This is a genomic window from Rhizobium sp. P2_G2, from assembly GCF_056403555.1.
Map to the genome: position 1 here is coordinate 1 of NZ_JBFUFF010000041.1, position 22,616 is coordinate 22,616.

A 22,616-nucleotide genomic window follows, 5' to 3' on the forward strand; every position below is an offset into this window, starting at 1 on the left:
ACCTGGTGGAGCCGGTGAAGTTCTACCAGATGATCTCGCGGACGCTCAAATATTCCATCGGCTTCATCTCGCTGATGTTCTTCGCCGTCTTCATTATCGAGCTCAAGAGCGGCAGGCTGGTGCATTGGGTGCAATATGTGCTGAGCGGCCTGGCGCTGATCATCTTCTATATCATGCTGCTCGCCTTCGCCGAGCATCTCGGCTTCGGTATCGCCTATGCGATTGCGGCAGCGCTGACGACGGTGCTGATCGCGCTCTATGTCGGTACGGCGACGACCAGACACAGCGGCATGGCGCTGGCCGTCGTTCTCGGCGTCACCTATGGCATCATGTATCTGATCCTGCGCGAGGACGAATATGCGCTGCTCGCCGGCGCCATCGTCTCCTTCCTCACCATCGCCGCGACCATGTATTTCACCCGCAATATCGACTGGTCGGGCAACAGGGTAGCGACAGTGCGATAGGCGCCGGCGAGGTTCCGGCGTCTCCGCGGCAGTCCCCCAACAGGGGACTGCCTCTTCGCGAATTTCGGCTGCGCCGACTGCATGATGCCGTCAGGGCGGAACGCATCGGGCCGAACGGCGCCGAGCCTTCCTCGGATGGCGCTCCCACATACAAAACCGGCGGCCAAGGGCCGCCGGTCGCAAATGAAGGCAATCAGCAAACTTACTGGTTGGCCGTAACCTTGACGTTGAGCGTCTTGGCGAGGTCGGCCGGATTGCCCATGGCCGCACCCATGATCTGCGGGAAGGGCAGGCCCTGAGCCGGCTTGGCCGAAACTTCGAGGCTCTTCGGCGCATCGAGATAGGCATTGGCGGCATCGACGATCTGCTTCTGCAGGTCGGGCATGTTCATCTGGCCGAGCATCATCGGCAGCATGCCCTTGATCGACTGGGCGAACTGCTTGCCGTCGACGCCCTGCTGCTTGCCGGCATAATCGAGTACCTTGGCGGTGATGCCGGCATCGTCGAAGCGGATCGAGGCACCGTTATAGGAGAGCTGCTGCATCAGGCCCATCATCGACATGCCGAGTGCTGCATTGGCGGCCGACTTGTCCGGATTGTTCTGGGCCGCCTTCACCGCGTCCTGCATGCTCTTCATCAGCGCCATCGTATAGCCCGAAAGGCTGAAATTGATGTCGAGACGGCCGACATTGTCGAAATCGAAGGCATATTCGGAGATATCCATCTTGCCATCGGCCAGCGTCCAGCTGCCCTTCATGGTGATTTCGCCATCGAGATTCTGCAAGCCGAGCGCCTGGATCGCTTCTTGGGCCTTCGGGTCCGGCGCGGAGGTCAGATCGATCTTCAGGCCGGCGATGTCGGCGTCGAAGGACACCTTGCTGTCGTCGTCGGCGTAATCATAGTTGACGGTGGTCTGGTCGATGGTCATGACGCTCTTGTTTTTCGCCATGATCGCGGTCGAGCCGACATGCACGGACTCGGCCGAGAGCATCGAGCTCAAATCGTTCGCATCCGTTTTGCTCGGGATGCCGAGACCGTTGATATAGATATCCTTGGCGGAAATGCCGTCACCATTGTCCATGATATTGAGGTCGGCGAAGGAAGCCTTTTTGACTTCATAGCCCTCGTCGTCCTGCGACACGCCTTCGAGCTTGACGTCGCCGAGCGGGATCTTCTTGTTGTCGGCGGTGGTGAGCGTGGCAGTGACGCCGCTGAGCGTGACATTGTCGCCGTCGACCGTAGCGCTCGCCGCGGCAATGACGACGCCGCTCTTCGAACTCAGCGCATTGAGCTTGGCGACGATATCGTTGCCATCGAGCGCGAAGGCAGCACTTGCGATGGAGACGAAAGCCGTGCTGGCGAGCATCAGGCCGATGGAGCGATGGAGTTTCATGGAAGTCCCTTTCTGAGAGCGATAAGGTGGGGTTTCGGTGCAAAGGACGAGCAAAGAAAGATGATCCGGTTGGACGCCCTCCGCCTGGTCCAATGCGTCAACGGATCAGCGGAGCTTTATATTCTGAATGTGAACATAATCCGAATGAAATCGCCGGCTTTTTTTACGAAGCCGGCGACAAGAAGAAGAATTGAAAATTGTTTTGGATAAATCGACCGAGCGGTCAATGGAAGCACCGTCAGCCGGCTACTTGACCTCTATGTCGATGACATATTCCTTCGGCGAGACTATGTAGTCGTTGCCTTCGCCTTCGGAGAGCACGAACGATACCCTGTCTGAGCCGTGATAGCCTGGATTGGGCCGATAGACGACCAGCGTGCCATGTGCCGGCTTACCGGTGCAGACGCCGCCTTCTTTGCCGATCCTGAAACCTTTCCAGGCTGAGGTCACACTTCCATGCGCTGGTTTACCAGTGAGGTGAAACTTCGGCTTTGCACCCGAAGAGCAGTCATCCTGAGAACCGGTATAAAAGAAGCCAAGTCCCGAAGCGCGGTTGGCCGGGAGGACGCGGGTCTCAGACGCGAGCACCGGCGAAACAGCCGTCATGACCATGGCCGCGGAGAAAAAGACTGTGAGGAAGGAACGCATTGTTGATACCTATTTTAAGTCGCAGAGCTCGATCCGGCTCCTTCTTGAGAAGCCGGCGAGACCAAGAAAATTGTCAATCGGGTTCGTCAGACGCGCAGGTCGTGCGCCTCGGAACGCGCGTTACTTGACTGTGATGTTGACGGTGAATTCCTTCGGCCGGACGAAATAGTCGTTGCCTTCGCCTTCGGAGAACACGAAGGAGACCTTGTCAGTGCCGTGATAGCCAGGTGCCGGCTTATAGACGACTTGGGTGCCGTGGACCGACTTGCCTGCGCAGCGGCCGGCGGCGCTGCCTACCCTGGTCGCTGTCCATGCCGAAGTAACGCTGCCGTGCGCCGGCCCGCCCGTGACGGTGAACTTCGGCTTGGCGCCGGAATAGCAGGTATCGCCCGAATAGGTGAAATAGAAGGCAATTGTCGAAGGGCGATTGGCTGCGACGACGCGTGTCTCGGATGCGAGCACCGGCGAAGACATCGTGATGACTGCGGCAGCGGAAAGGATGACGGAAAGAATTGAGCGCATGGTTGATACCGTGTGATGATTTGCAAAAGTCATGCCGGCTCTCTGCTCGAAAGCCGGCGAGATGGGGAAGCTTGTCGATTGAGTTGATCAGACGAGCGTGAAGCGCCTCAAGGCGTGTCACTTGACCGTGATATCGATGATCCATTCCTTCGGCCGGGCGAAGTAGCCGGACGGCGCATCGTTGCTGAATATGACGGCCACCTTGTCGGGGCCATGGTAGCCCGCCTTCGGTCGATAAATGACCAGCGTGCCATGCTCCGGCATCCCGGCGCATCTCCGTCCCTTGGGCACAACGAAGGCCTTCCACGCAGTGGCAACACTTCCATGCGTCGGCTCGCTGCTGAAGTGGACGGTCGGTTTGGCGCCGGAATAGCAAGAATCTTCGGTTGCGGCCCAGTAGAAGAAGATCGCCGAAGCGCGGTTGGCCGGCACGACGCGCGTCTCTGAGGCAAGTGCCGGTGAAGAGACCGCAATTGCAGCGGCTGCGGAGAGGATGACTGGAAGCAAGGAACGCATAAGTGATACCGTATTACGTGTTGTGATGATCGTCGACCATATATTTGATATATGATGGGAAATCTTATGCAACCCGGTTGCGTGTAGATTCTTTACATACTTGTATTTAAGATTTTTTGCATGTATGCCGTTGGCAATGGCTGTGGGCGACCTTGCCGATGCCCCTTGCCAGACGCGCTGGCCCCGAACGGACGCTGGTGCTGACATTGACGTCTATGTGGAAGCCGCGGCTCAGGGCATAGGTCGGCCCCGGATAGATGCCGGAGCCGATCAGGTCGAATGCGATCGAATCGATGCCCTGGAAACCCTTGTTCGGCGTATAGATGATCATCGTCCCATAGGCCGGCTGGCCGGCGCATTTCCCACTATCACTCGTCATCTTCGAAGCCTGCCATTTGGCGATGACACTGCCATGGGCAGGCGCCTGCGTCAGCCTGAATTTCGGCTTGCCGCCGTAGTGGCAGCTGCTGTGGGTATAGGTGTAGTAAAAACCGATCGTCGACGTCTTGTTGGCTGGGACGGTGCGGGTCTCGGCGGACGCTTGGCCGAGTGAAGCCAGCGCAAACGCAAAACCGACCATGCCGAATTTGAGGGGACGCATGAATGAAAGCCTATCCAGATTGCGGATGCTGCACTGTTATTTGGTTGCGAACAACAACGCAACCAAAACGARAGGCTTTCAGTCTCCGGATGTAAGTGAATGCCCTAGCGCGCACGGCCGGCAATACCCGGCGCCGGTGGCGGCCGGCCATCCAAACCGACGATCGCTTCATTCGGTGCAGATGCTGAGAGCGATCTTGCAATTGGTGGTGTATTGGCCGCATGTCGCCAGCGTCTTGGTTTCGGCAGCCGTTGTCGTCGAGTCCCAGTTCGAGCCCCAGCCGTTGTCGCCCATGGCGATCGCGGCGCAATTGTTCTTGAACGTATTGGTGAGCTTGCAGTCGGTTGCACCCTTTTCTGCGCATTTCGCCATCGCGCCCTGTTCCGCGTCGTCTTTCTCCTTGTCGTTCTTGACCCAGCCGATCTCACCAGTGGCGGGCGAATAGGCGATGGCGCCGAAGGAGTCATCCGCAAAGGCGGCCGCGGGCGCCGCGACAATAAGAAGAGCAAGTGCGATTGCCGGCATTGATCTTATTGGCATAGGATGTTCCCTCACGATCGTTGATGGTGGTTCAGCCCGCCGCCTCGCTCCTGACGATCCCCGGCCGGACAGTGCGTCCCTGAGGCTTCATAGCGGATCGTCAGCCACGGCGGGCGACCATTTCTGGGTGTATCGACACCTCCTGGATGCCGGGGCGTCATTATAGCCGCCACGCCTGCCTGCCAATTTCCACCAACCACGTCAACGCGCTGTCCACAGCCTGTTTGCCGGGAATTCTTGCTCGCTGCGGCCGGTTCGGATAGACGGGGGTCATGGGAACAAACGATATGCCGCCCTCTGGCGGAGACGACATCCAGCCGGTGGACCTGAAGACGGCGCTCGAAGAGCGCTATCTCGCCTATGCGCTATCGACCATCATGCACCGGGCGCTGCCCGATGTCCGCGACGGTTTGAAGCCGGTGCATCGCCGCATCATCCACGCAATGAGCGAAATGGGGATCCGCCCCAACACCGCCTACAAGAAATGCGCCCGCATCGTCGGCGACGTCATGGGTAAGTTCCACCCGCATGGCGACCAGGCGATTTACGACGCCCTGGCGCGCTTGGCGCAGGATTTTGCCATCCGCTATCCCGTGGTCGATGGTCAGGGCAATTTCGGCAATATCGACGGCGATAATCCGGCGGCCATGCGTTACACCGAAGCGCGCATGACCGAGGTGGCGGCGCTGCTGCTCGACGGCATCGACGAGGACGCCGTCGATTTCCGCCCGACCTATAACGAGGAAGACAGCGAGCCGGTCGTTCTGCCGGGCTCATTCCCGAACCTGCTCGCCAATGGCGCCTCCGGCATCGCCGTCGGCATGGCCACCAATATCCCGCCGCATAATGTCCACGAGGTCTGTGACGCTGCACTGCATCTGATCAAGAATCCGGATGCAACGATCGAAAAACTGGTCGAATATATCCAAGGCCCAGACCTGCCGACCGGCGGCACGATCATCGAAAGCCGCGCCAGCATCATCGACGCCTATGCCACGGGCCGCGGCGGCTTTCGCGTTCGCGCCAAATGGGTGCAGGAGGACCTGGGCCGCGGCGGCTACCAGATCGTCGTCACGGAAATCCCCTATCAGGTGCAGAAGTCGCGGTTGATCGAAAAGATCGCCGAACTCCTGATCGCCCGCAGGCTGCCGCTGCTCGAGGATGTGCGCGACGAGTCGGCGGRGGATATCCGCATCGTGCTGATGCCGAAAAGCCGCACGGTCGATCCGAAGCTGTTGATGGAATCGCTCTTCCGCCTGACCGAGCTCGAAAACCGCATCTCGCTCAACATGAACGTGCTTTCCATGGGCCGCGTGCCCAGGGTGATGTCGCTCAAGGAAGTGCTGACGGAATGGCTGGCGCATCGTCGCGAGGTCCTGGTGCGCCGCTCGCGGCATCGGCTGGGTGTTATCGACCGGCGGCTCGAAATCCTCGGCGGCTATCTGATCGCTTATCTCAATATCGATGAGGTGATCCGCATCATCCGCGAGGAGGATGAGCCGAAACAAGTCATGATGGAGCGCTTCAGCCTCACCGACTTGCAGGCAGAGTCGATCCTCAACATGCGTCTGCGGTCGTTGCGCAGGCTCGAAGAGTTCGAGATCAAGACCGAATTCGACAATCTGTCTTCGGAAAAGGCCGGCATCGAGGCACTGCTCGCTTCGGAAGAAAAGCAGTGGCAGACCGTTTCCTGGGAAATCGGCGAGGTGAAGAAGAAATTCGCCAAGGCCACCCCGCTCGGCCGCCGCCGCACAGATTTTGCCGATGCGCCTGATACCGACAATGAGGCCATCCAGCAGGCGATGATCGAGAAGGAGCCGGTGACCATTGTCGTCTCAGAGAAGGGCTGGATTCGCGCGATGAAGGGTCACATGACCGATCACAGCGGCCTGCAGTTCAAGGAAGGTGATAGCCTCAGGATCGCCTTCAATGCACAGACGACCGACAAGGTCATCATCTTCACCACCGGCGGCAAGGCTTTCACGCTCGGCGCCGACAAGCTGCCGGGCGGCCGCGGTCATGGCGAACCGTTGCGTATCATGATCGACATGGAAAACGACCAGGACGTGCTGACCGCCTTCGTGCTCGATACGTCGCGCAAGCTGATCGTCTCGTCAGTCCAGGGCTATGGCTTCGTCGTGCCGGAAGCGGAACTCGTCGCCAACACTCGCAAGGGTAAGCAGATCCTCAACGTCGCGATGCCCGACGAGGCCAAGCTCGTCGTGCCGGTCACCGGTGATCACGTCGCCGTGGTCGGCGAAAACCGCCGGCTGGTCGTCTTCCCGCTGGTGCAGATCCCGGAAATGACCCGCGGCAAGGGTGTTCGCCTGCAGCGCTACAAGGACGGCGGTGTTTCCGACATCCGCACCTTCCGCATGGAAGACGGCCTCACCTGGGACGACAGCGCCGGCCGCACCTTCGTGCGCAAAAAGGACGAACTGGCGGAATGGCTTGGCGACCGTGCCGGCGTAGGGCGGACGGTGCCGAAGGGTTTCCCACGTTCGGGCAGGTTCGCCGGGTGATCAGAGTGGGACGGTGAAGTCGCGCAGAAAGCGCGTCGCGCCGTCCTCGTCGATTTCGCCCGCTGCGACCTCCAGCACGAATTCGATGACATCCGTCTGGTCGGCTTCGATGAGGTAGCCGTTCAGGTATAGAAAGGTGAAGGCAGCAAGATAGCCGGTTCGCTTGTTGCCGTCCGAGAACGGATGGTTTTTGACGAAGCCATAGAGATAAGCAGCGGCGAGCGTGAATATGTCGTCTTCGCCATAGGCCGCCTTGTTGAGCGGCCGGACAAGTGCAGACTCCAGGGCGTTCTCGTCCTTAACGCCGGCGAGCCCCCCATGTTCGGCCAACTGCTCACTGTGAATGATCTCGATGGCCTCGCGCGTCAGCCAACGGAATCCGGTCATTTCGCAAGCTCGCGCAGCGCGACACGGTATTTCGCCATGCCAATGCGCGCAGCCTTCAATTGATCGGCCAGGTCAGCATTCTGTGGGTGTAGTTCGATGGATTTTTCACCTTCGACCACATCGACGGCGTCACCTTCCTTGATACCGTAACGATCGAGCATTTCCTTGGGAAGGATGATGCCGAGAGAATTGCCAACGCGGCGAACTGTAATATTCATAGCCGTACCTCGAATGTTGTTACGGCATTATAACATATCGCCGTCCGCAATCAATGCAGCGGTATCTTGTCCCGCCGCATCGTGTGCGTCGAATGCCAGATCAGCGCCCCGAGGATGATTGCCCCGCCGATCAACGTCGGCACCGGCGGTCGATCGGCGAAAATCAGCCACACCCAGACCGGCGCCAGTACGGTTTCCAGCAGATAGAACATCCCCGTCTCCGCCGCGGAGAGAAAGCGCGGGCCGGTTGCCAGCGCCCAGAAGGCGAAAGGCGTGAGGAACAGTCCGTTGAAGATGATCCAGCCGGGCGAAACGATGTGAAAGCCGCCGGTCTGGGTCGCCAGGAACCCGCCAACGACCGCTGGCAGGATCGTTGCCACCATCGGGGTGAAGCCGAAATCCTGTTTCGCGGCGCGGCTATAGGTCAGTGCGCAGGCGATCGAGAAGGCGGAGAGCGCCGCACAGCTATCACCGAACAGATGCCCGCTTTTGAGCCCGCTGCCGACGATCAGCAGCACACCGGCCGTCATCGCCGCCATGGCGACGAAGGTCGCCATCCGCGGCCGCTCTCTCAGGAAAATCCAGGAGAGCAGGGCAGCGAACATCGGATTGAACGCCAGGATAAAGGCGACATTCGCCGTTGTCGTATTGAACACCGACAAGATGAAGGCGATGCTGCTGAACGAATAGAAGATTGACACGATCACGCCTGCGCGGCCGGGCACCAGCACTGGCGCCTTGCCGGCAATGAGCCGCAACGCGCTCCAGAGAACAAGCGTGACGATGACCGTGCAAATGCTGCGCACCGCCAGGATCGACCATGCCCCGCCCTCTGCGAGACGAACGACCGGGATATCGAAAGACAGCGCCAGCCCGCCGAGGAAGGTGATGAACACACCTCGGGCGTGAGGCGACAAAGAGGAGAGCGGCATGATTTATTTGCCTGCCACGCCCGGTTCGCCAGCCGGCGGCTGGTAGAGCGTCCAGCCCTGGTGCAGCAGATGCTCCTGCGGCAGGAAGCGGGTCTTGTAGGTCATCTTGCGCGAGCCCTCGACCCAGTAGCCGAGATAGACATGCGGCAGGCCCTTGGCCTTGGCGCGGCGGATATGATCGAGGATCATCCAGGTGCCGAGCGAACGGTGATCTTCTTCCGGATCGTAGAAGGAATAGACCATGGAGAGCCCGTCGGCCATCACGTCGGTCAGCGCCGTGGCGATCAGCTTGCCGGTCGGGCGTCGCTGCACGCCATCGCCTTCCTCGCGGATGCGGAATTCGATGATGCGGGTGTTGACATGCGTGTCCTCGACCATCATCGCATAGTCGAGCACCGACATGTCGGACATGCCGCCCTGCTGGTGGCGGCTGTCGAGATATTTGCGAAACAGCGTGAACTGTTCGGTCGAGGGTTCGGCGGCATATTCCCGGGCAACGAGATCGGCATTGGCGGCAAGCACGCGCTTCATCGATTTCGTCGGTTCGAACTGGTCGGCGAGGATGCGCACCGAGACGCAGGCGCGGCAGCTCTCGCAAGCCGGCCGGTAGGCGATGTTCTGCGAGCGGCGGAAACCGCCCTGTGTCAGGATATCGTTCATTTCCGGTGCGCGCTGTCCCACCAGATGCGTGAACACCTTGCGCTCGACCTGGCCCGGCAGATAGGGGCACGCCGCCGGTGCCGTCATGAAGAACTGAGGAGAGGGATGGACCTGAGTATTCATTCTCGACGCAGTATCTCGCTTCCTTCGATGCAGCCTATCAGCATGGCGAAAGAATAGAAAACGTCAACTGTCCAAAGCGGCGCGAGACGGTCTTTTCCCGCATCTGCGGCAATGAGGTGGCGCAATTCGGCCTTAGCGCCAGCCCGGCGCAAGCCACCGGCTCGCCCGTACCTGCACGGTGCCGAGCGCGATGTCGTGCAGCAGGCGCTTGCGGTTGGTAAAAAGGGCCGCGAGCAGGATGAAGGGTGTCAACACTGAATTGAGGATCCAGAAGATCACCAGATGCGCGATCGCCGTCGGAAAATCGATCCGCAAGCCGTCGTCCCGGACCATCATCACATCCATGACTCGCATGCCCAGGCTCGCCTGCGCCGACGAGGAGAGCGTCAGCCCGAAATAAAGGCCGGCTATGATGAAGAACAATACCGGATAGAGATAGAAGCCGAGCCCCAGCGTCAGCACGCCGATGAAGAATACCGCCACCGCAGCCGGGATCATCAGGAAGGCCACGATCATATAATCGATGACGAAGGCCAGCATGCGCCGGGTGAGAAGTCCGTCGAGAAGATAGTGATCGAGYGCGCGATCATCGTCATAGATATTTGCCATCTGTTCCGCCTTTCGGGACAAGCACGTGGGCCAGATGTGGGAATGCAAGGCAGGCGCCGCAAGATGCGCACGCCTGAGGCCGCTTGGACGACAACTTATGGCTCCGGCCATGTTGGTCCGGAGAAGCCTCGTTCATCGGTTTGACGACATTGGAATGCCTGAATGCAGGAATTCAATTCTTGCGCCGATATAGTGCAGAACTCCCTGGCATCGCGGCCGCATTTTCCCAAAACGGCATCATCATCAGCGGCGGCTGAGAATTTTCGCCACATCCATGGCGAAATAGGTGAGAATGCCGTCGCAGCCGGCGCGCTTGAAGCAGAGCAACTGTTCGAGCATGACACGCTCGCCGTCGATCCAGCCATTGGCGGCGGCGGCCTTGACCATCGTATATTCGCCCGACACCTGGTAGGCATAAACCGGCAGGCCATAGGCCTCCTTGATCCGCCAGCAGATGTCGAGATAGGGCAGTCCCGGCTTGACCATCAGCATATCAGCACCTTCCTCGACATCCATCGCCGCCTCGCGCAGCGCCTCGGTGCCGTTGGCCGGATCGATGTAGTAGGTCTTCTTGTCGCCCTTGAGCAGGCCGCTGGTCGAGATCGCCTCGCGATAGGGGCCATAATGGCCGGAAGCGAATTTTGTCGCATAGGACATGATGCCGACATCCTGGTGACCGGCGGCGTCGAGCGCCCGGCGGATCACGCCGATACGGCCGTCCATCATATCCGACGGCGCGATGATGTCGGCGCCGGCATCGGCCTGCATCACCGCGGCACGGGCGATCTGGTCGACCGTCTCGTCGTTGACGATGATGCCCTCGCGCAGGATGCCATCATGGCCGTGGCTGGTGAACGGATCGAGCGCCACATCGGTGATCACGCCGATATTCGGCACCGCCTTCTTGATTGCCGCTGTCGCCTGGTTGATCAGGTTGTTCGCGTTGAGGACTTCCGAACCCGTATCGTTGCGCAGGCCCAGATCGACATTGGGAAAGGTGGCGAGCGCCGGAATACCGAGATCCGCCGCTTCTTTCGCCGCCTCCACCGCCTTGTCGACCGAAAGCCGGTTAACGCCGGGCATGGCCGGGATCGGCTCGACCACACCGGAACCCTCGGCAAGAAAGATCGGCCAGATCAGGTCGTCGACCGTCAGCCGGTTCTCCTGGATAAGCCGCCGCGACCAGTCGGCCTTGCGGTTGCGGCGCATGCGGCGATGGCCGGTGATTTCGTCAACGATATGGGTCTTGTCGGTCATGGCGGAGATCCAAGCGGGGAGGTGGCGCGTGATTAGCATGTAGATAGGCGCATTGCAAAAACCAGAATGCCGCGGGCTCTGGTTTTCATATCAGCCATCGACTAGAAAGAATGCATGACCGACTTTGCCCTGAAACCGCCAAAGCTCTTCCTGCCCGATCTGCTGATGACGCTGTTCCTCAGAGTGGTTTCACTCGGCTGCCTTTGGTATGGCCTGCAATTGTGGGGCGATCTCATCGGCTACAGTCATGGCGGCAAGCTGCGCTTCGATCTGATCGGGGTCGATATGAAGGCGGCGCATACGACGCTGGCCGTGCTTTATCCGGTGGCGGCACTGGGGCTCTGGCTGCGCGGCGCCTGGGGGCCGGTCATCTGGACGGCGGCCGCGGCGATGGAAGTCGGCATGCATGAACTGATGCGGCCCACCTTCGGCGATGACCGCATCAAGGTCATTGCGATTGCCGCAACGGCACTGGTTTACATCATTTTCAGGCTGGCGATCTTCTTCCTCAAACCCGCTCGCAACGCTGCCGCGCGCGGTTAACAAACCCTTTACATTAAGCCTCTGTTGACTCTGTCGCTTCGTTCTTTCCCCGTAACGACGCGTTAATCCTATGATTTAAGTAGAATTTTAGAGGTCCCCGCTACTTTGCTCATACAAGGCGGGATCAAAAAAACAAGAACCGCCGGCAAACAGCGAGGCAGAAAAATGAACCCGAAATTCAAAGTCCAGGCAGCACCGGTCGCCGTCGATCCGCAGGAACAGGTCATCCACAACCTCTATCTCGAATCCGTCCACCTGGTGGAGCGTTTGCATCGCCGCCTGCTCGACGTGATCAAGGACGAATTCGACCGCTCCGGCCGCGACGACATCAATGCGGTACAGGCACTGCTGCTGTTCAATATCGGCGCCTCCGAGCTGACCGCCGGCGAACTGCGTTCACGCGGTTATTATATGGGCTCGAACGTTTCCTATAACGTTAAGAAGCTGGTCGACATGGGCTTCATCAATCACTCCCGCTCGCGCATCGACCGCCGCTCGGTCCGCATCTCCTTGACCGACAAGGGCCAGTCCGTGGCCGAAACCGTCGCCAAGCTCTACCAGCGCCATGTCGGCTCGATCCACAAGGTGGGCGGCATCGGCACCGATGAATTCGGCCAAATGAACAAGCTCCTGCAGCGCTTGGACCGGTTCTGGAACGATAGCATTCTCTATCGGCTGTAAGCACTCCGCTGCGTGCCACACCGCATTCCCTCCAGTCGTGCGGAAGCACAAAGGGGCGCTACGGGGCGTGAAATTTCATGCCGTAGCGCCCGTTTGCGTTTCAGTATCAAAACTTGCAAAAGTTGAGTTGTCCCACTTTTAAAGTTGTTCGGAGGCGAGCGGCTCCGAAGTAACCACAGCCCCGTGGCCTGTCGGGATCCGGCGCCAACCTCAGCCGCGACAGCGCCCGATTCTGATAGGATGCCCTTTGCCCGGACTGCCTATTTGCCGAGAGCCGTCCCTCACGCCCGCATAGGCGGCATTTCACGACAAGAATAATCTTGTGCCCGCTGCCTCGCCGAATGTGTCGACGCGACTCGTCCTGCTTCGATAAGAACAAAGCGGGAATAAAATTTCCGGCGGCCTTCGGTTGATTTAGGCTAGGGCTTACCGCAAATCCGTTTGAGCTCGTAGGGGTCAGTCACGCCCGACTCGTACATTTGAAGGATTTTCTTGGCCAGCGCCTCGCAGGCGGGCTTGTCCCCAAGGTATTGGGGTGCGGAAGTGATTTCGTCGTAGACTTGGCCGAGCATAGCAACTTCCTCGGCACGCAATACTCCGGCTTCCGCCATCGCTGTCTTAATCATGTCGATTTCTCCCTAATGTTCCGGCCAGTTACCTCAATGGCCATCGAATTCATGGGGAGAAATAGTTGCGGATATTTCACGGTTCAAGGGGTTGCAAGTAATCAATTGCCTTGCTGTTAGAAGAGTTCCGCGTGTAAGCTAAATTAGCAGGATTAGGGCGCAATGCGTGATGGGACAAACACGACGGAATGGGAGACGCTTGGCCGCTGGTATGACAGTCGGGACAAGGGCGAGAAGTATTTCCATGAGGCGAACCTGATGACTATGGGTCTCGGCTCTCGCACGCGAGGCGGGCTATTTCACCTCAGCGACCTCGGGCGAGAGATGCTGCACAGGTTGCTTGCCGCTCGGGGGTGATTGCGCCGCGACAGCGCTACAGGCGCGTTCTTCGCCGCCGCTCTCGGGGGGCTGCGCTATCCCGTGAAAGTCCGGAATAGGCGTGGTTGCACCTTTCCCGACCTCTTGAGAACCCGACCTCTTGAGAATTGGTTAAGCAAGATCAGAGAAATACCCCCCCCAACAAGGAACTTCTGTGAAACCCTGCGGGTTCATCGCTTGACAAGCAGGCGAACCGAACATGACGGAATGGTTTGATCAGCGCTACATTTCACGCGACGAACATCAACAGATCGTCGACTATTACCGCAAGCAGGTGGCGCGGCTCTATCATGAATTGTCCGAATTGCGTTCCGGGATGGAAGCCCAGGGCAGGACACACACGGTAGCGCGCGCTCTGCCGCGGCAAGCCGCAGATGGCGACAACATCATCAGAGTGGACTTCCGCCGCCGCCGCTAACAATTCCGAGGCTCGAAGTCCCTCTATGAGGGTTGGCATTTCGATGGCTGGTGCGATCTCGCAGGTAGTCATCAAAAAAGGAGCCCTCGCCTGGAGGGGACGAGGGCCGAGGTTCTGGCTTGGGAGGAACGCCGGGTTGGGAATCGCGCTCAAACCATCCGGTCTATACTCGCGTTCCCGTTCAAACGGCCTTTCAATTGAATGCGCGGCGCACTCGATTTCTAAATCTGTCGCTGGCAATGATCGATTCGTCGGTTCGTGCGTTTAGGCTAGGCAACGCCAATCCAACCAAGGAGCCGATCATGGCCAAGACATTCGACCTCTCTGATCTTTCCGAAGACGAACTGACCCACGTGATCGACGAGGCGACCAGCTTGCGCCACACGCTGCGGCAGAGCCGCGAGCGCGAATTGCCAGTGGCGGCTGACGGATCGCGAGGACAGGACGTGCGTGATCCGAACCATGGCGTGATCCCGGTGCCGACGCCGCGCGAGGTCAAGGAAGAGGGGCCGGCGCATGGGGCGGTTCGGACCGGCTGACATTGCCTTGGATATCGGTTGGCCGCAGCACGATAATCAGCCGCGCAATATTTTAGGCGCGGGGATGAAATCCCCCACCTGAAACGTCTCCACGGAAGACRGCCTGTTGTCCGGCGGAGATTTGAGATGCGTCTTGCAAAATTGGTGATCGCACTGTTGGCGCTGGTCTGGCTGGCCGGCTGCTCTTTCCAGTCCGATGTCATCCTGCCGACCGCCGATGCCGCCGGCGACGCGATCCCCGGCCTGCCCAGCGATGCGCCGTTCAAGCTCGAAAGTTTTGACCGCGACACGCAAAAATTCCGGCTGACCGGCACGATGACGCCCGTGAAGGCGGTGGCCGGCCAACAGATGCATTATACCTTCATGTTCAACGGCGAATCCGACCAGTTGGCCATCCGGGCGCAGAAACTCGGCGATAATGCCTATGTGCTGCGCTATGCCGAGACCGGCAAGCCGGATGCCAGCGCCAGCCAGACAGCCCTGGTTTTCCTGACCGCGGACAATGGCACTTACTACGTGCTTACCAGTCTCGCAGACCAGAAACTCTATGACAAGGTGTATGCGACCGGGACGCGGCCTGAGATCATGGGCAACGACGCCAAGTTCGCCACCATCCCAAGCAAAACAGCTCGCCGTCTATTTTGTCGCCCACCGCTCCGAATTCCTGATCAACCAGGACTATATACAGATGCGCGTCGCCCGGCCGTAGGCGCGTTACCTCGTCCGAGGATCAAGGCAATCCGGTGCTCACGCGCTCGTGAGTTCCTCTCTGCACATTCCGGCCACATTATTGTGGCATGCCGGCCACAACGGGGAAGGCAATCGGGTGGGCTTGACCATTCGTCCGATCAATAAGTTGCGACGCGTTCTACGGCAGTGCACAAGGAACGCGAGACTTCCCCATTGTTAACCACGACCGTGTTAGGGCGAAGCGCGATCCACAATTTGCCGGATAGTTGGAAGGCAGTACGCATGTCGGACAAGGACAATTCTTCTTCTTTTTCCCGCCGAGCTTTTCTGCGCTCGGCGACTTTTCTGGGTGCCGCGGCCATAGCCGGCCGCGCCGCTGCAGATGATCTTTCCCTGCAGGATATCATCAATGCGCCGCGCCGCGGCAACTGGGATGACCAGTTCGACGCCAAGGCGTCGCGCACAGCCGCCGCGGTCGTTTCCAACAATCCGATCTTCGGCGTCGATGCCGCCGCCAATCTGCAACAGGCGATCTACGATTACGAGACCATCAACGCCAATGGCGGCTGGCCGAAAGTGGTGACAAACCAGAAGCTGCAGATCGGCGTGGCCGATCCGGCCGTCGCGGTGCTGCGCAAGCGGCTGATGATCTCCGGCGACCTGTCGCATTCCGCTGGCATTTCCAATTCCTTCGATTCGCTCGTCGAGGAGGCACTGCGCCGCTTCCAGGCGCGCCACGGCCTGCCCGAGGACGGCGTGCTCGGCAATTTCACCCTTGAAGCGATGAATATTCCGGCCGATATGCGCCTGGCGCAGCTGCGCACCAACCTGACGCGTGTGCAGGCGATCACCACCGATCTCGGTCAGCGCTATGTCATGGTCAATATCCCGGCCGCCTATATTGAAGCGGTGGAGAACAACCGCGTGGTGCAGCGCCATACGGCGATCGTCGGTCGTATCTCGCGCCCCACGCCAATCCTGGACTCGAAGATCTACAACGTCACGCTCAACCCCTATTGGACAGCGCCGCGCTCGATCATCGAAAAGGATATTGTGCCGCTGATGCGCAAGGATCCGACCTATCTGACGAAGAGCAAGATTCGTCTGTTCGATGCCAAGGGCAATGAAGTCGATCCCAAGACCATCGACTGGAACGCCGAAAAGGCGCCGAACCTGATGTTCCGTCAGGACCCGGGCAAGATCAATGCCATGGCGTCGACCAAGATCAACTTCCACAACCAGTTCGACACGTATATGCACGACACGCCGCAGCAGGGCCTGTTCAACAAGCTCTCGCGCTTCGAATCGTCGGGCTGCGTGCGCTGCCAGAACATCCGTGATCTGACGACCTGGATTCTGCGCGACACGCCCGGCTGGAGCCGCCAGCATATCGAGCAGGTGATCAAGACCGGCGTCAACACGCCGATCGATATCACTGAGGAAATCCCGATCTATTTCAAATATGTCACCGCCTGGTCCGCCAAGGACCATGTCGTGCAGTTCCGCGACGACATCTACCAGATGGATGGCGCCCAGGAACTGGCGCTGCAGACCGGCCTCAACCAGGAACCGGCCGTCGCCAACAACTGAGTACGGATAAGAACATGCAAAAGCCCGCCAAACTGGCGGGTTTTTGCATGTCTGCGAACACATTCTTCCTGAGCATTGATCAGGCGCGCGAGCGGCCTGTGCGGCCCTTTCCCAGCCAGGCGCGTGGCGAAAGCCGGCTCGGCTTGAGCGGCAGAGGCGGTCGCGCCGCCCGGTCGAACGACGGCAGATGGACGGCCGTCGCCACGCTTTCGATGATTTCGGCGGTTTCGAACACGGCGCGGTTTTCGGGGATGTTGTTGGCGATATTGGCCTTGTAGCGGTCGAGATCGGCAAGGATGCGTTCGGCGGCGCCGACAATCTCCTTGCGGAAGGAGCGGACGACGATGCCGACATCGTTGTCTCGCACCCATTTGACGTTCGGCAATTCCTGCGGCATCGTCGTCGCATTGCCCTCGACGATGACCGGCCGGCCGAGATGCACCGCCTCGCTGATGCTGCCGGGGCCGGGTTTGCCGATGAGGAAATCCGCAAGCCGGATATAGTCCGCGACATTGGTGATGAAGCCGAGGGGATGACAATTGGCGCGGCCCTGGAGGCTGGCAGCAAGCTTGGCATTGTGCCCGCAGAGCACGATCGTCTGGATATCGAGCTTGGAACGCTCGAACTGGGAGAGGATTGCCAGCGTCGAGCGCAGCGATCCATTGCCACCGAACATGATCAGCGCTGTCGGTTTCTTGGGATCGAGGCCGAGTGAGGCGCGCGTCAGGCCTTCCGCTGCCGGCGCGGCATAGAAGGATTCCTTCAGCAGCATGCCAGAGACACGGAAAATCTTCTCCGGTGCGTAAAAACCGGTCTCCACGGCCTGCTCGAACGCCTTCTCAGTGCCACAGACCATATACTGGTCTTGGTCCTCCATCCAGAAATGCGGCGGGCAATCCACCATGTCGGTGATCACGGTGAGATAGGGTATCGCCGTGTCGAACCGGCGCAGCGCCCGGAACATCACACTGTTGAAATTCGGGATGACCGAGACCACCAGGTCCGGCCGCGGCGTTTCAGGCCGGCGCCAGCGCGCTTCGAGCAGCATTTCGATCTGTGGCGAATAGCGGCGCACGAAGCCCTGCAGGATCGGCAGGATCGCGCCCATGCCCCGCGTCGCCCCGCGCTTCAGCGCCGTATTGTAGATATCCTGCGCCTGGATGGGCGAAAGCGCAAATCTTGGCGCCAGGAACCGCTTCAGCGATCCAGTCAGCTTCAGCGTCATCCGGTAGACGGGGTCGATCGGCTCAAGCAGCTTCTGCAGGTCGACGGGAATGATCAGCCAGTCCGGGTGCTGCACGCTCAATTGCCGCGACAGGACATTCATCGCGTTGCGGTGGCCGCCGCCGGCGTCGAAATAAAAGAGCTCGACGGTTTTGGAAGACAAGTCAGGCTCTTTCGGTGTGGCTCTCGATTCAGGTGGCGCCATCTTTGCCAGTTTCCGCCAGGTGTCAAGCTGCGGCGAAATCGCCACATGCGGTGGCGAGCGGGCTCGCCAAGAACGCCGCCGTGCCGCAGGCGTCACATTCGTCGGCGCAAATCGTCTTGCTCCTCCGCCCGTCTGCCGCTAAGACCGCTCACATTCCTGGTTCCCGGAGAGATGAGCCCATGAGCGCCACCGATACCTTCTTCACCCGCACGCTTGCCGATACCGATCCTGACATTTTTGGCGCCATCACCAAGGAACTCGGCCGCCAGCGCCATGAGATCGAGCTGATCGCCTCCGAAAACATCGTCTCCCGCGCCGTGCTCGAGGCGCAGGGCTCGATCATGACCAATAAATATGCCGAGGGCTATCCGGGCAAGCGCTATTACGGCGGCTGCCAGTTCGTCGATATCGCCGAGGACCTCGCCATCGAGCGCGCGAAAAAACTGTTCGGCGTCAATTTCGCCAATGTCCAGCCGAATTCCGGCTCGCAGATGAACCAGGCCGTGTTCCTGGCGCTGCTGCAGCCCGGCGACACGTTCATGGGGCTCGACCTCAATTCAGGTGGCCACCTGACCCATGGTTCGCCGGTCAACATGTCCGGCAAGTGGTTCAACGTCGTCTCCTATGGCGTGCGCGAGGAGGACCACCTGCTCGATATGGACGATGTCCGCAAGAAGGCCGAACAGACCAAGCCGAAGCTGATCATCGCCGGCGGCACCGCCTATTCCCGCATCTGGGATTGGAAGGCCTTCCGCGAGATCGCCGATTCGGTCGGCGCTTATCTGATGGTCGACATGGCCCACATCGCCGGCCTCGTCGCTGGTGGCCAGCATCCGTCGCCGTTCCCGCATTGCCATGTCGCCACGACGACGACGCACAAGTCGCTGCGCGGCCCGCGCGGTGGCATGATCCTCACCAATGATGAGGATTTGGCCAAGAAAATGAACTCAGCCGTGTTCCCCGGTCTGCAGGGTGGCCCGCTGATGCATGTCATCGCCGCCAAGGCCGTCGCCCTCGGCGAAGCGCTGCAGCCGGAATTCAAGGAATACGCCGCCCAGATCGTCAAGAACGCCAAGGCGCTGTCTGCCTCGCTGATCAAGAACGGCCTCGACGTCGTCTCTGGCGGCACCGACAACCACCTGATGCTGGTCGACCTGCGCAAGAAGAACGCCACCGGCAAGCGCGCCGAAACCGCGCTCGGCCGCGCCTACATCACCTGCAACAAGAATGGCATTCCCTTCGACCCGGAAAAGCCCTTCGTCACCTCTGGCGTCCGCCTCGGCGCTCCGGCCGGCACGACGCGCGGCTTCAAGGAAGCCGAGTTCACCGAGATCGGCAACCTGATCGTCGAAGTGCTGGACGGCCTGCGCGAAGCCAATTCGGATGAGGGCAATGCCGCCACGGAAGCCAAGGTGCGCGACAAGGTCGTGGCGATGACCGGCCGCTTCCCGATGTACGGCTATATGTAAGCTTGATTGGCTTTGGGCCGATCCTTGGGACCTTCTCCAGCGATGGAGAGGGTTCTTTCTTTAGGTAGCCTTGCTGTTCGGTTGCGCTTGAGCCCCCGTGCCGCAAGTCCGCTATCGTGCCGGCACCCGCAGCAGCATTTTCGCGATCTGGTCGACCTCGAACGGCTTCTGCAGCACCGGCGCACTGCGATAGGGGTCGACCAGGCCGGCAAGGCCATATCCGCTGGCGAACATGAACGGAATGCCGCGCTCGATCAGTCGATCGGCCACGGGAAATGATTGCTTGCCCGCGAGGTTGATGTCGAGAATGGCAAAATCAAAGTCTTCCTCGCCGGCCGCCACCAGTGCCGCGTCCAGCCGCATCGCGGGCCCGACCACCTGATGTCCGAGATCGGTGACCGCGTCTTCGATCAGCATGGCGACCAGCATCTCGTCTTCGACGACAAGTATTCTCAAAATTTATCCCCTGTTCAGCGCGGCTTGTCGCTGACGGCCTCAAGCGTCGTGGTCAGGCTGAAGACCACGCCAGTGGAACGATAGTCAATCTCGGCGGTTCCTTGCAGTTCCTTCGGCAGTACATGAAGGATCAACCTGGAGCCAAAGCCTGTCCGATCTGTTGTAGAGACGGTTGGGCCTCCGGTTTCCATCCAGGCAAGTTTGAAGACGTCGCCGGATCCAACCGACCAGTTTACATCGACGACTCCCGTTGGACCGGAGAGACTTCCGTATTTTGCGGCATTGGTCGCAAGCTCATGCATTGCCAGCCCGATGGAAAGAGCGGCGTGGGGACCGACGCGCAATTTCGGACCGGAAATATGGATCGCCGCGCGCCCGGCATGCTGGAACGCCTCCAGCGAATGCTCCACCATGGTGCGCAGGTCGGCGCCATCCCAATTCTCGTTCGTCAACACATTGTGCGCGGTCGAGAGTGCCTGGATGCGTGAGGAGATCGCCTTCGATGCCTCCTCGGTGGTTTGCACGCCTCTCAACGTCTGCGAGACGATCGCCTGGATCGACGCCAGCGTGTTCTTGACGCGGTGATTGAGTTCGTTGATCAATAGTTTCTGATGGTTTTCGGCGCGGACCCGCTCGGTCACATCGTATCCTTGCACGAAGATATGAGTCACCGTTGCCTTTTCATCGCGGATCGGCTGATAGACGAAATCGACGAAGCGCTCTTCGAGAGGACCTTCGTCGGTCCATCTCAACAGGATGCGCTCTGATGTTCTGGCAATCGCTTCACCCGTCTGGAACACCTGGTCGAGCAGCGTGACAAAACCCTGCTCGACGACTTCAGGCAACCCTTCGGCAATGGTTTTTCCGTCGACCAGGCGATTGCCGATCAGCTTACGATATTCGGGGTTCACCAGTTCGAAGCGGTGTTCCGGCCCACCGAGCACGGCCATGAAGGTCGGGGCCTGCGAAAACATGTTCTGCAGACGCTGAAACTCTTCCCTGTTGCGTCTCTCTGCCAGCACGCGTTCGGTCGTCTCGACGACGATGGCGATCACGCCTGCCGGCTTGCCGTTTTCATCAAGAACCGGGGAGTAATCGAGGTTCATCCAGACCTGCTCCGGATAGCCTTTTCTGTGCAGGGTAAGTTCCTGGTCGCGATAGGCAAGCGTGCCACCGGAGAGGCCGACTTTCATGACGTTGTCGTTGAAGTCCGCGACCTCCGCCCAGCCTTCGCGCACATTGGAACCAAGCAGCGCCGGGTGGCGATGGCCGGCGAAAACCGAATAGGCGTCATTGTAGATCATCACGCCGGTCTCACCCCAGAGCATGACGATCGGCACGGGAGAATGAAGCAGCAGAGCGGTGGCAGTTTTGAGGGATGGCGGCCAGCTTTGCACGGGGCCGAGAGGCGTCGATGCCCAGTCGAAATTCCGGATCAGGCGGGCAACATCGCCGTTATGGCCAAGAAATCGGAAGGGATCACCGCCATGAAGATCGCCCTGCAACATGTACGTCCCCTGTTTACTCGTTACCTTGCTTGGCCGCGACGGGGACCGATGAGCATATCATGCAGTCAAGGTGTGTTTTCCATTCTTCAAGAATGAAACTCCCCAGCACCTATAATTATTGAGACACGGATTTGTTCCGCCGAACCGAGACGCAATGCCGTGGCTGGCGACTTGGTTTTCGGGCGGATTATTTCATGCAACGAAAAGTAACATTGCAATAGCGCAGTGCAATTCAGTTGACATGCCTTTGCGCTCCGCCGCTCTCCGGCACGTTCCGGATATCCCCCGGTTTTCTAAGCTGAAGTTACATGATCTGGCCAAAAAGCATACGGCGCAATGCGCATACGGTGCGGTGAAGTTTGAGGCCAGGACCTGCCAAATTCGAGTAGAACGACAGGTGAGGGTCAGACATCGCTCGCGCCGACATAGATCTCGGCAAGGCGTTCGAAGCCCGCTTGGTCCGCGGTGTCGAACCGGCCCGGCAAGGGGCTGTCGAGATCGAGTACACCGATGACCCGGCCATTAGCGATCAGCGGCACGACGAGCTCAGAGCGGGAATTGGCGTCACAGGCGATATGGCCCGGAAAAGCATGGACATCCGGGACCAGCATCGTCCTTTTCTCCGCCACCGAACTGCCGCAGACGCCTTTGCCAACCGCGATGCGGACGCAGGCTACCTTACCCTGGAACGGGCCAAGCACCAGTTCCTGCGGCGTTTTCAGGAAATAGAAACCTGCCCAGTTGAGATCCGGAGCCTGATCGAACACAAGCGCCGAAAGATTAGCCGCATTGGCAATCGGATCGCGCTCGCCTTCGAGTACGGCTGCCAGTTGTTGGGCAAGTTCAGCGTAGAACGTCGTCTTGTCGGATGAGTTGATGGCGGCAACACTATGCATG

The 22,616-nt window shown here is 59.6% G+C and carries 27 protein-coding genes; 10 read left to right on the top strand and 17 right to left on the bottom strand.

All coding sequences use genetic code 11. The features are described from left to right. On the top strand, window positions 1–464 hold a 464-nt coding region (locus tag AC1D06_RS24405), incomplete at its 5' end, for an inner membrane CreD family protein (protein ID WP_477988388.1). A gap of 202 nt (window positions 465–666) precedes the next feature. On the opposite strand, the gene AC1D06_RS24410 is transcribed toward AC1D06_RS24405, so the two are convergent. The 6 genes from AC1D06_RS24410 to AC1D06_RS24435 all read right to left on the bottom strand — a co-directional run bounded on the left by AC1D06_RS24410 (window position 667) and on the right by AC1D06_RS24435 (window position 4,684). Continuing rightward, window positions 667–1,857 carry a YdgA family protein gene (locus AC1D06_RS24410; RefSeq protein WP_477988389.1) on the bottom strand — a complete coding sequence of 397 codons (1,191 nt, stop codon included), beginning with the start codon at window positions 1,855–1,857 and terminating at the stop codon, window positions 667–669. Between the two features lie 246 nt (window positions 1,858–2,103). After that, window positions 2,104–2,505 carry an Ig-like domain-containing protein gene (locus tag AC1D06_RS24415; RefSeq protein ID WP_477988391.1) on the bottom strand — a complete coding sequence of 134 codons (402 nt, stop codon included), beginning with the start codon at window positions 2,503–2,505 and terminating at the stop codon, window positions 2,104–2,106. A 120-nt stretch (window positions 2,506–2,625) separates the two neighbouring features. Continuing rightward, window positions 2,626–3,027, bottom strand: coding sequence for a hypothetical protein (locus tag AC1D06_RS24420; protein WP_477988392.1), 402 nt, complete (start codon window positions 3,025–3,027; stop codon window positions 2,626–2,628). A 117-nt stretch (window positions 3,028–3,144) separates the two neighbouring features. Beyond that, window positions 3,145–3,543: a hypothetical protein gene (locus AC1D06_RS24425; RefSeq protein WP_477988394.1), complete on the bottom strand. Its 399-nt coding sequence runs from the start codon at window positions 3,541–3,543 to the stop codon at window positions 3,145–3,147. Window positions 3,544–3,649: 106 nt separating this feature from the next. Next, window positions 3,650–4,144, bottom strand: a complete 495-nt coding sequence (locus tag AC1D06_RS24430) for a hypothetical protein (RefSeq protein WP_477988395.1) — start codon at window positions 4,142–4,144, stop codon at window positions 3,650–3,652. Window positions 4,145–4,312: 168 nt separating this feature from the next. Then, window positions 4,313–4,684, bottom strand: coding sequence for a DUF4189 domain-containing protein (locus tag AC1D06_RS24435; RefSeq protein ID WP_477881844.1), 372 nt, complete (start codon window positions 4,682–4,684; stop codon window positions 4,313–4,315). A 272-nt stretch (window positions 4,685–4,956) separates the two neighbouring features. Between AC1D06_RS24435 and parC the strand changes: the two genes are divergently transcribed. After that, window positions 4,957–7,206, top strand: a complete 2,250-nt coding sequence (gene parC, locus AC1D06_RS24440; protein ID WP_477988396.1) for a DNA topoisomerase IV subunit A — start codon at window positions 4,957–4,959, stop codon at window positions 7,204–7,206. On the opposite strand, the gene AC1D06_RS24445 is transcribed toward parC, so the two are convergent. From AC1D06_RS24445 to hemB, 6 genes are all read right to left on the bottom strand, one after another. Continuing rightward, on the bottom strand, window positions 7,207–7,593 hold the full coding sequence (locus AC1D06_RS24445) for a type II toxin-antitoxin system death-on-curing family toxin (protein WP_477988398.1): 387 nt from the start codon (window positions 7,591–7,593) through the stop codon (window positions 7,207–7,209). It abuts the gene before it with no gap. Then, window positions 7,590–7,811, bottom strand: coding sequence for an AbrB/MazE/SpoVT family DNA-binding domain-containing protein (locus AC1D06_RS24450; RefSeq protein WP_477881841.1), 222 nt, complete (start codon window positions 7,809–7,811; stop codon window positions 7,590–7,592). Before AC1D06_RS24450 ends, AC1D06_RS24445 begins: the two co-directional genes overlap by 4 nt. A gap of 50 nt (window positions 7,812–7,861) precedes the next feature. Then, window positions 7,862–8,743 carry a DMT family transporter gene (locus tag AC1D06_RS24455; protein WP_477988400.1) on the bottom strand — a complete coding sequence of 294 codons (882 nt, stop codon included), beginning with the start codon at window positions 8,741–8,743 and terminating at the stop codon, window positions 7,862–7,864. Between the two features lie 3 nt (window positions 8,744–8,746). Beyond that, window positions 8,747–9,526 carry an arginyltransferase gene (locus AC1D06_RS24460; protein ID WP_477881839.1) on the bottom strand — a complete coding sequence of 260 codons (780 nt, stop codon included), beginning with the start codon at window positions 9,524–9,526 and terminating at the stop codon, window positions 8,747–8,749. Between the two features lie 132 nt (window positions 9,527–9,658). Continuing rightward, window positions 9,659–10,135: an RDD family protein gene (locus tag AC1D06_RS24465; RefSeq protein WP_477881837.1), complete on the bottom strand. Its 477-nt coding sequence runs from the start codon at window positions 10,133–10,135 to the stop codon at window positions 9,659–9,661. 243 nt (window positions 10,136–10,378) lie between these two features. Then, a complete protein-coding gene (gene hemB / locus AC1D06_RS24470) occupies window positions 10,379–11,392 on the bottom strand; it encodes a porphobilinogen synthase (protein WP_477881836.1) in 1,014 nt (337 codons plus the stop codon). A 114-nt stretch (window positions 11,393–11,506) separates the two neighbouring features. Here hemB and AC1D06_RS24475 point away from each other — a divergent pair, with 114 nt between their 5' ends. Continuing rightward, a complete protein-coding gene (locus AC1D06_RS24475) occupies window positions 11,507–11,935 on the top strand; it encodes a DUF6163 family protein (protein WP_477881835.1) in 429 nt (142 codons plus the stop codon). Window positions 11,936–12,100: 165 nt separating this feature from the next. Next, complete coding sequence (gene ldtR, locus AC1D06_RS24480) at window positions 12,101–12,616, top strand: transcriptional regulator LdtR (protein WP_477881834.1); 516 nt, start codon at window positions 12,101–12,103, stop codon at window positions 12,614–12,616. A 419-nt stretch (window positions 12,617–13,035) separates the two neighbouring features. Here the strand turns inward: ldtR and AC1D06_RS24485 are convergent, their stop codons facing one another. Further along, the gene (locus AC1D06_RS24485) at window positions 13,036–13,242 is read right to left on the bottom strand and encodes a hypothetical protein (protein WP_477988401.1); all 207 of its coding nucleotides are present in this window, start codon (window positions 13,240–13,242) and stop codon (window positions 13,036–13,038) included. Window positions 13,243–13,404: 162 nt separating this feature from the next. Here AC1D06_RS24485 and AC1D06_RS24490 point away from each other — a divergent pair, with 162 nt between their 5' ends. The 5 genes from AC1D06_RS24490 to AC1D06_RS24510 all read left to right on the top strand — a co-directional run bounded on the left by AC1D06_RS24490 (window position 13,405) and on the right by AC1D06_RS24510 (window position 16,857). Further along, window positions 13,405–13,599 (top strand): hypothetical protein, encoded by a 195-nt coding sequence (locus tag AC1D06_RS24490; RefSeq protein WP_477988403.1) that lies wholly within the window; start codon window positions 13,405–13,407, stop codon window positions 13,597–13,599. A gap of 220 nt (window positions 13,600–13,819) precedes the next feature. Beyond that, a complete protein-coding gene (locus AC1D06_RS24495; protein WP_477988404.1) occupies window positions 13,820–14,038 on the top strand; it encodes a hypothetical protein in 219 nt (72 codons plus the stop codon). 302 nt (window positions 14,039–14,340) lie between these two features. Then, window positions 14,341–14,577, top strand: coding sequence for a hypothetical protein (locus AC1D06_RS24500; protein WP_477988406.1), 237 nt, complete (start codon window positions 14,341–14,343; stop codon window positions 14,575–14,577). Between the two features lie 156 nt (window positions 14,578–14,733). Further along, the gene (locus AC1D06_RS24505) at window positions 14,734–15,432 is read left to right on the top strand and encodes a hypothetical protein (protein ID WP_477988407.1); all 699 of its coding nucleotides are present in this window, start codon (window positions 14,734–14,736) and stop codon (window positions 15,430–15,432) included. Between the two features lie 117 nt (window positions 15,433–15,549). Continuing rightward, on the top strand, window positions 15,550–16,857 hold the full coding sequence (locus AC1D06_RS24510; protein ID WP_477988409.1) for a L,D-transpeptidase family protein: 1,308 nt from the start codon (window positions 15,550–15,552) through the stop codon (window positions 16,855–16,857). A 79-nt stretch (window positions 16,858–16,936) separates the two neighbouring features. On the opposite strand, the gene AC1D06_RS24515 is transcribed toward AC1D06_RS24510, so the two are convergent. Beyond that, a complete protein-coding gene (locus AC1D06_RS24515; protein ID WP_477988410.1) occupies window positions 16,937–18,244 on the bottom strand; it encodes a glycosyltransferase in 1,308 nt (435 codons plus the stop codon). Window positions 18,245–18,465: 221 nt separating this feature from the next. Here AC1D06_RS24515 and glyA point away from each other — a divergent pair, with 221 nt between their 5' ends. Continuing rightward, window positions 18,466–19,755: a serine hydroxymethyltransferase gene (glyA, locus tag AC1D06_RS24520; RefSeq protein ID WP_477988412.1), complete on the top strand. Its 1,290-nt coding sequence runs from the start codon at window positions 18,466–18,468 to the stop codon at window positions 19,753–19,755. A 111-nt stretch (window positions 19,756–19,866) separates the two neighbouring features. On the opposite strand, the gene AC1D06_RS24525 is transcribed toward glyA, so the two are convergent. The 3 genes from AC1D06_RS24525 to AC1D06_RS24535 form a co-directional block, all read right to left on the bottom strand. Next, a complete protein-coding gene (locus tag AC1D06_RS24525) occupies window positions 19,867–20,211 on the bottom strand; it encodes a response regulator (protein WP_477988414.1) in 345 nt (114 codons plus the stop codon). A gap of 14 nt (window positions 20,212–20,225) precedes the next feature. Then, window positions 20,226–21,719, bottom strand: a complete 1,494-nt coding sequence (locus tag AC1D06_RS24530) for a sensor histidine kinase (RefSeq protein ID WP_477988415.1) — start codon at window positions 21,717–21,719, stop codon at window positions 20,226–20,228. Between the two features lie 404 nt (window positions 21,720–22,123). Further along, window positions 22,124–22,615, bottom strand: a complete 492-nt coding sequence (locus AC1D06_RS24535; RefSeq protein ID WP_477881821.1) for a GAF domain-containing protein — start codon at window positions 22,613–22,615, stop codon at window positions 22,124–22,126. Window position 22,616 lies beyond the last annotated feature (1 nt).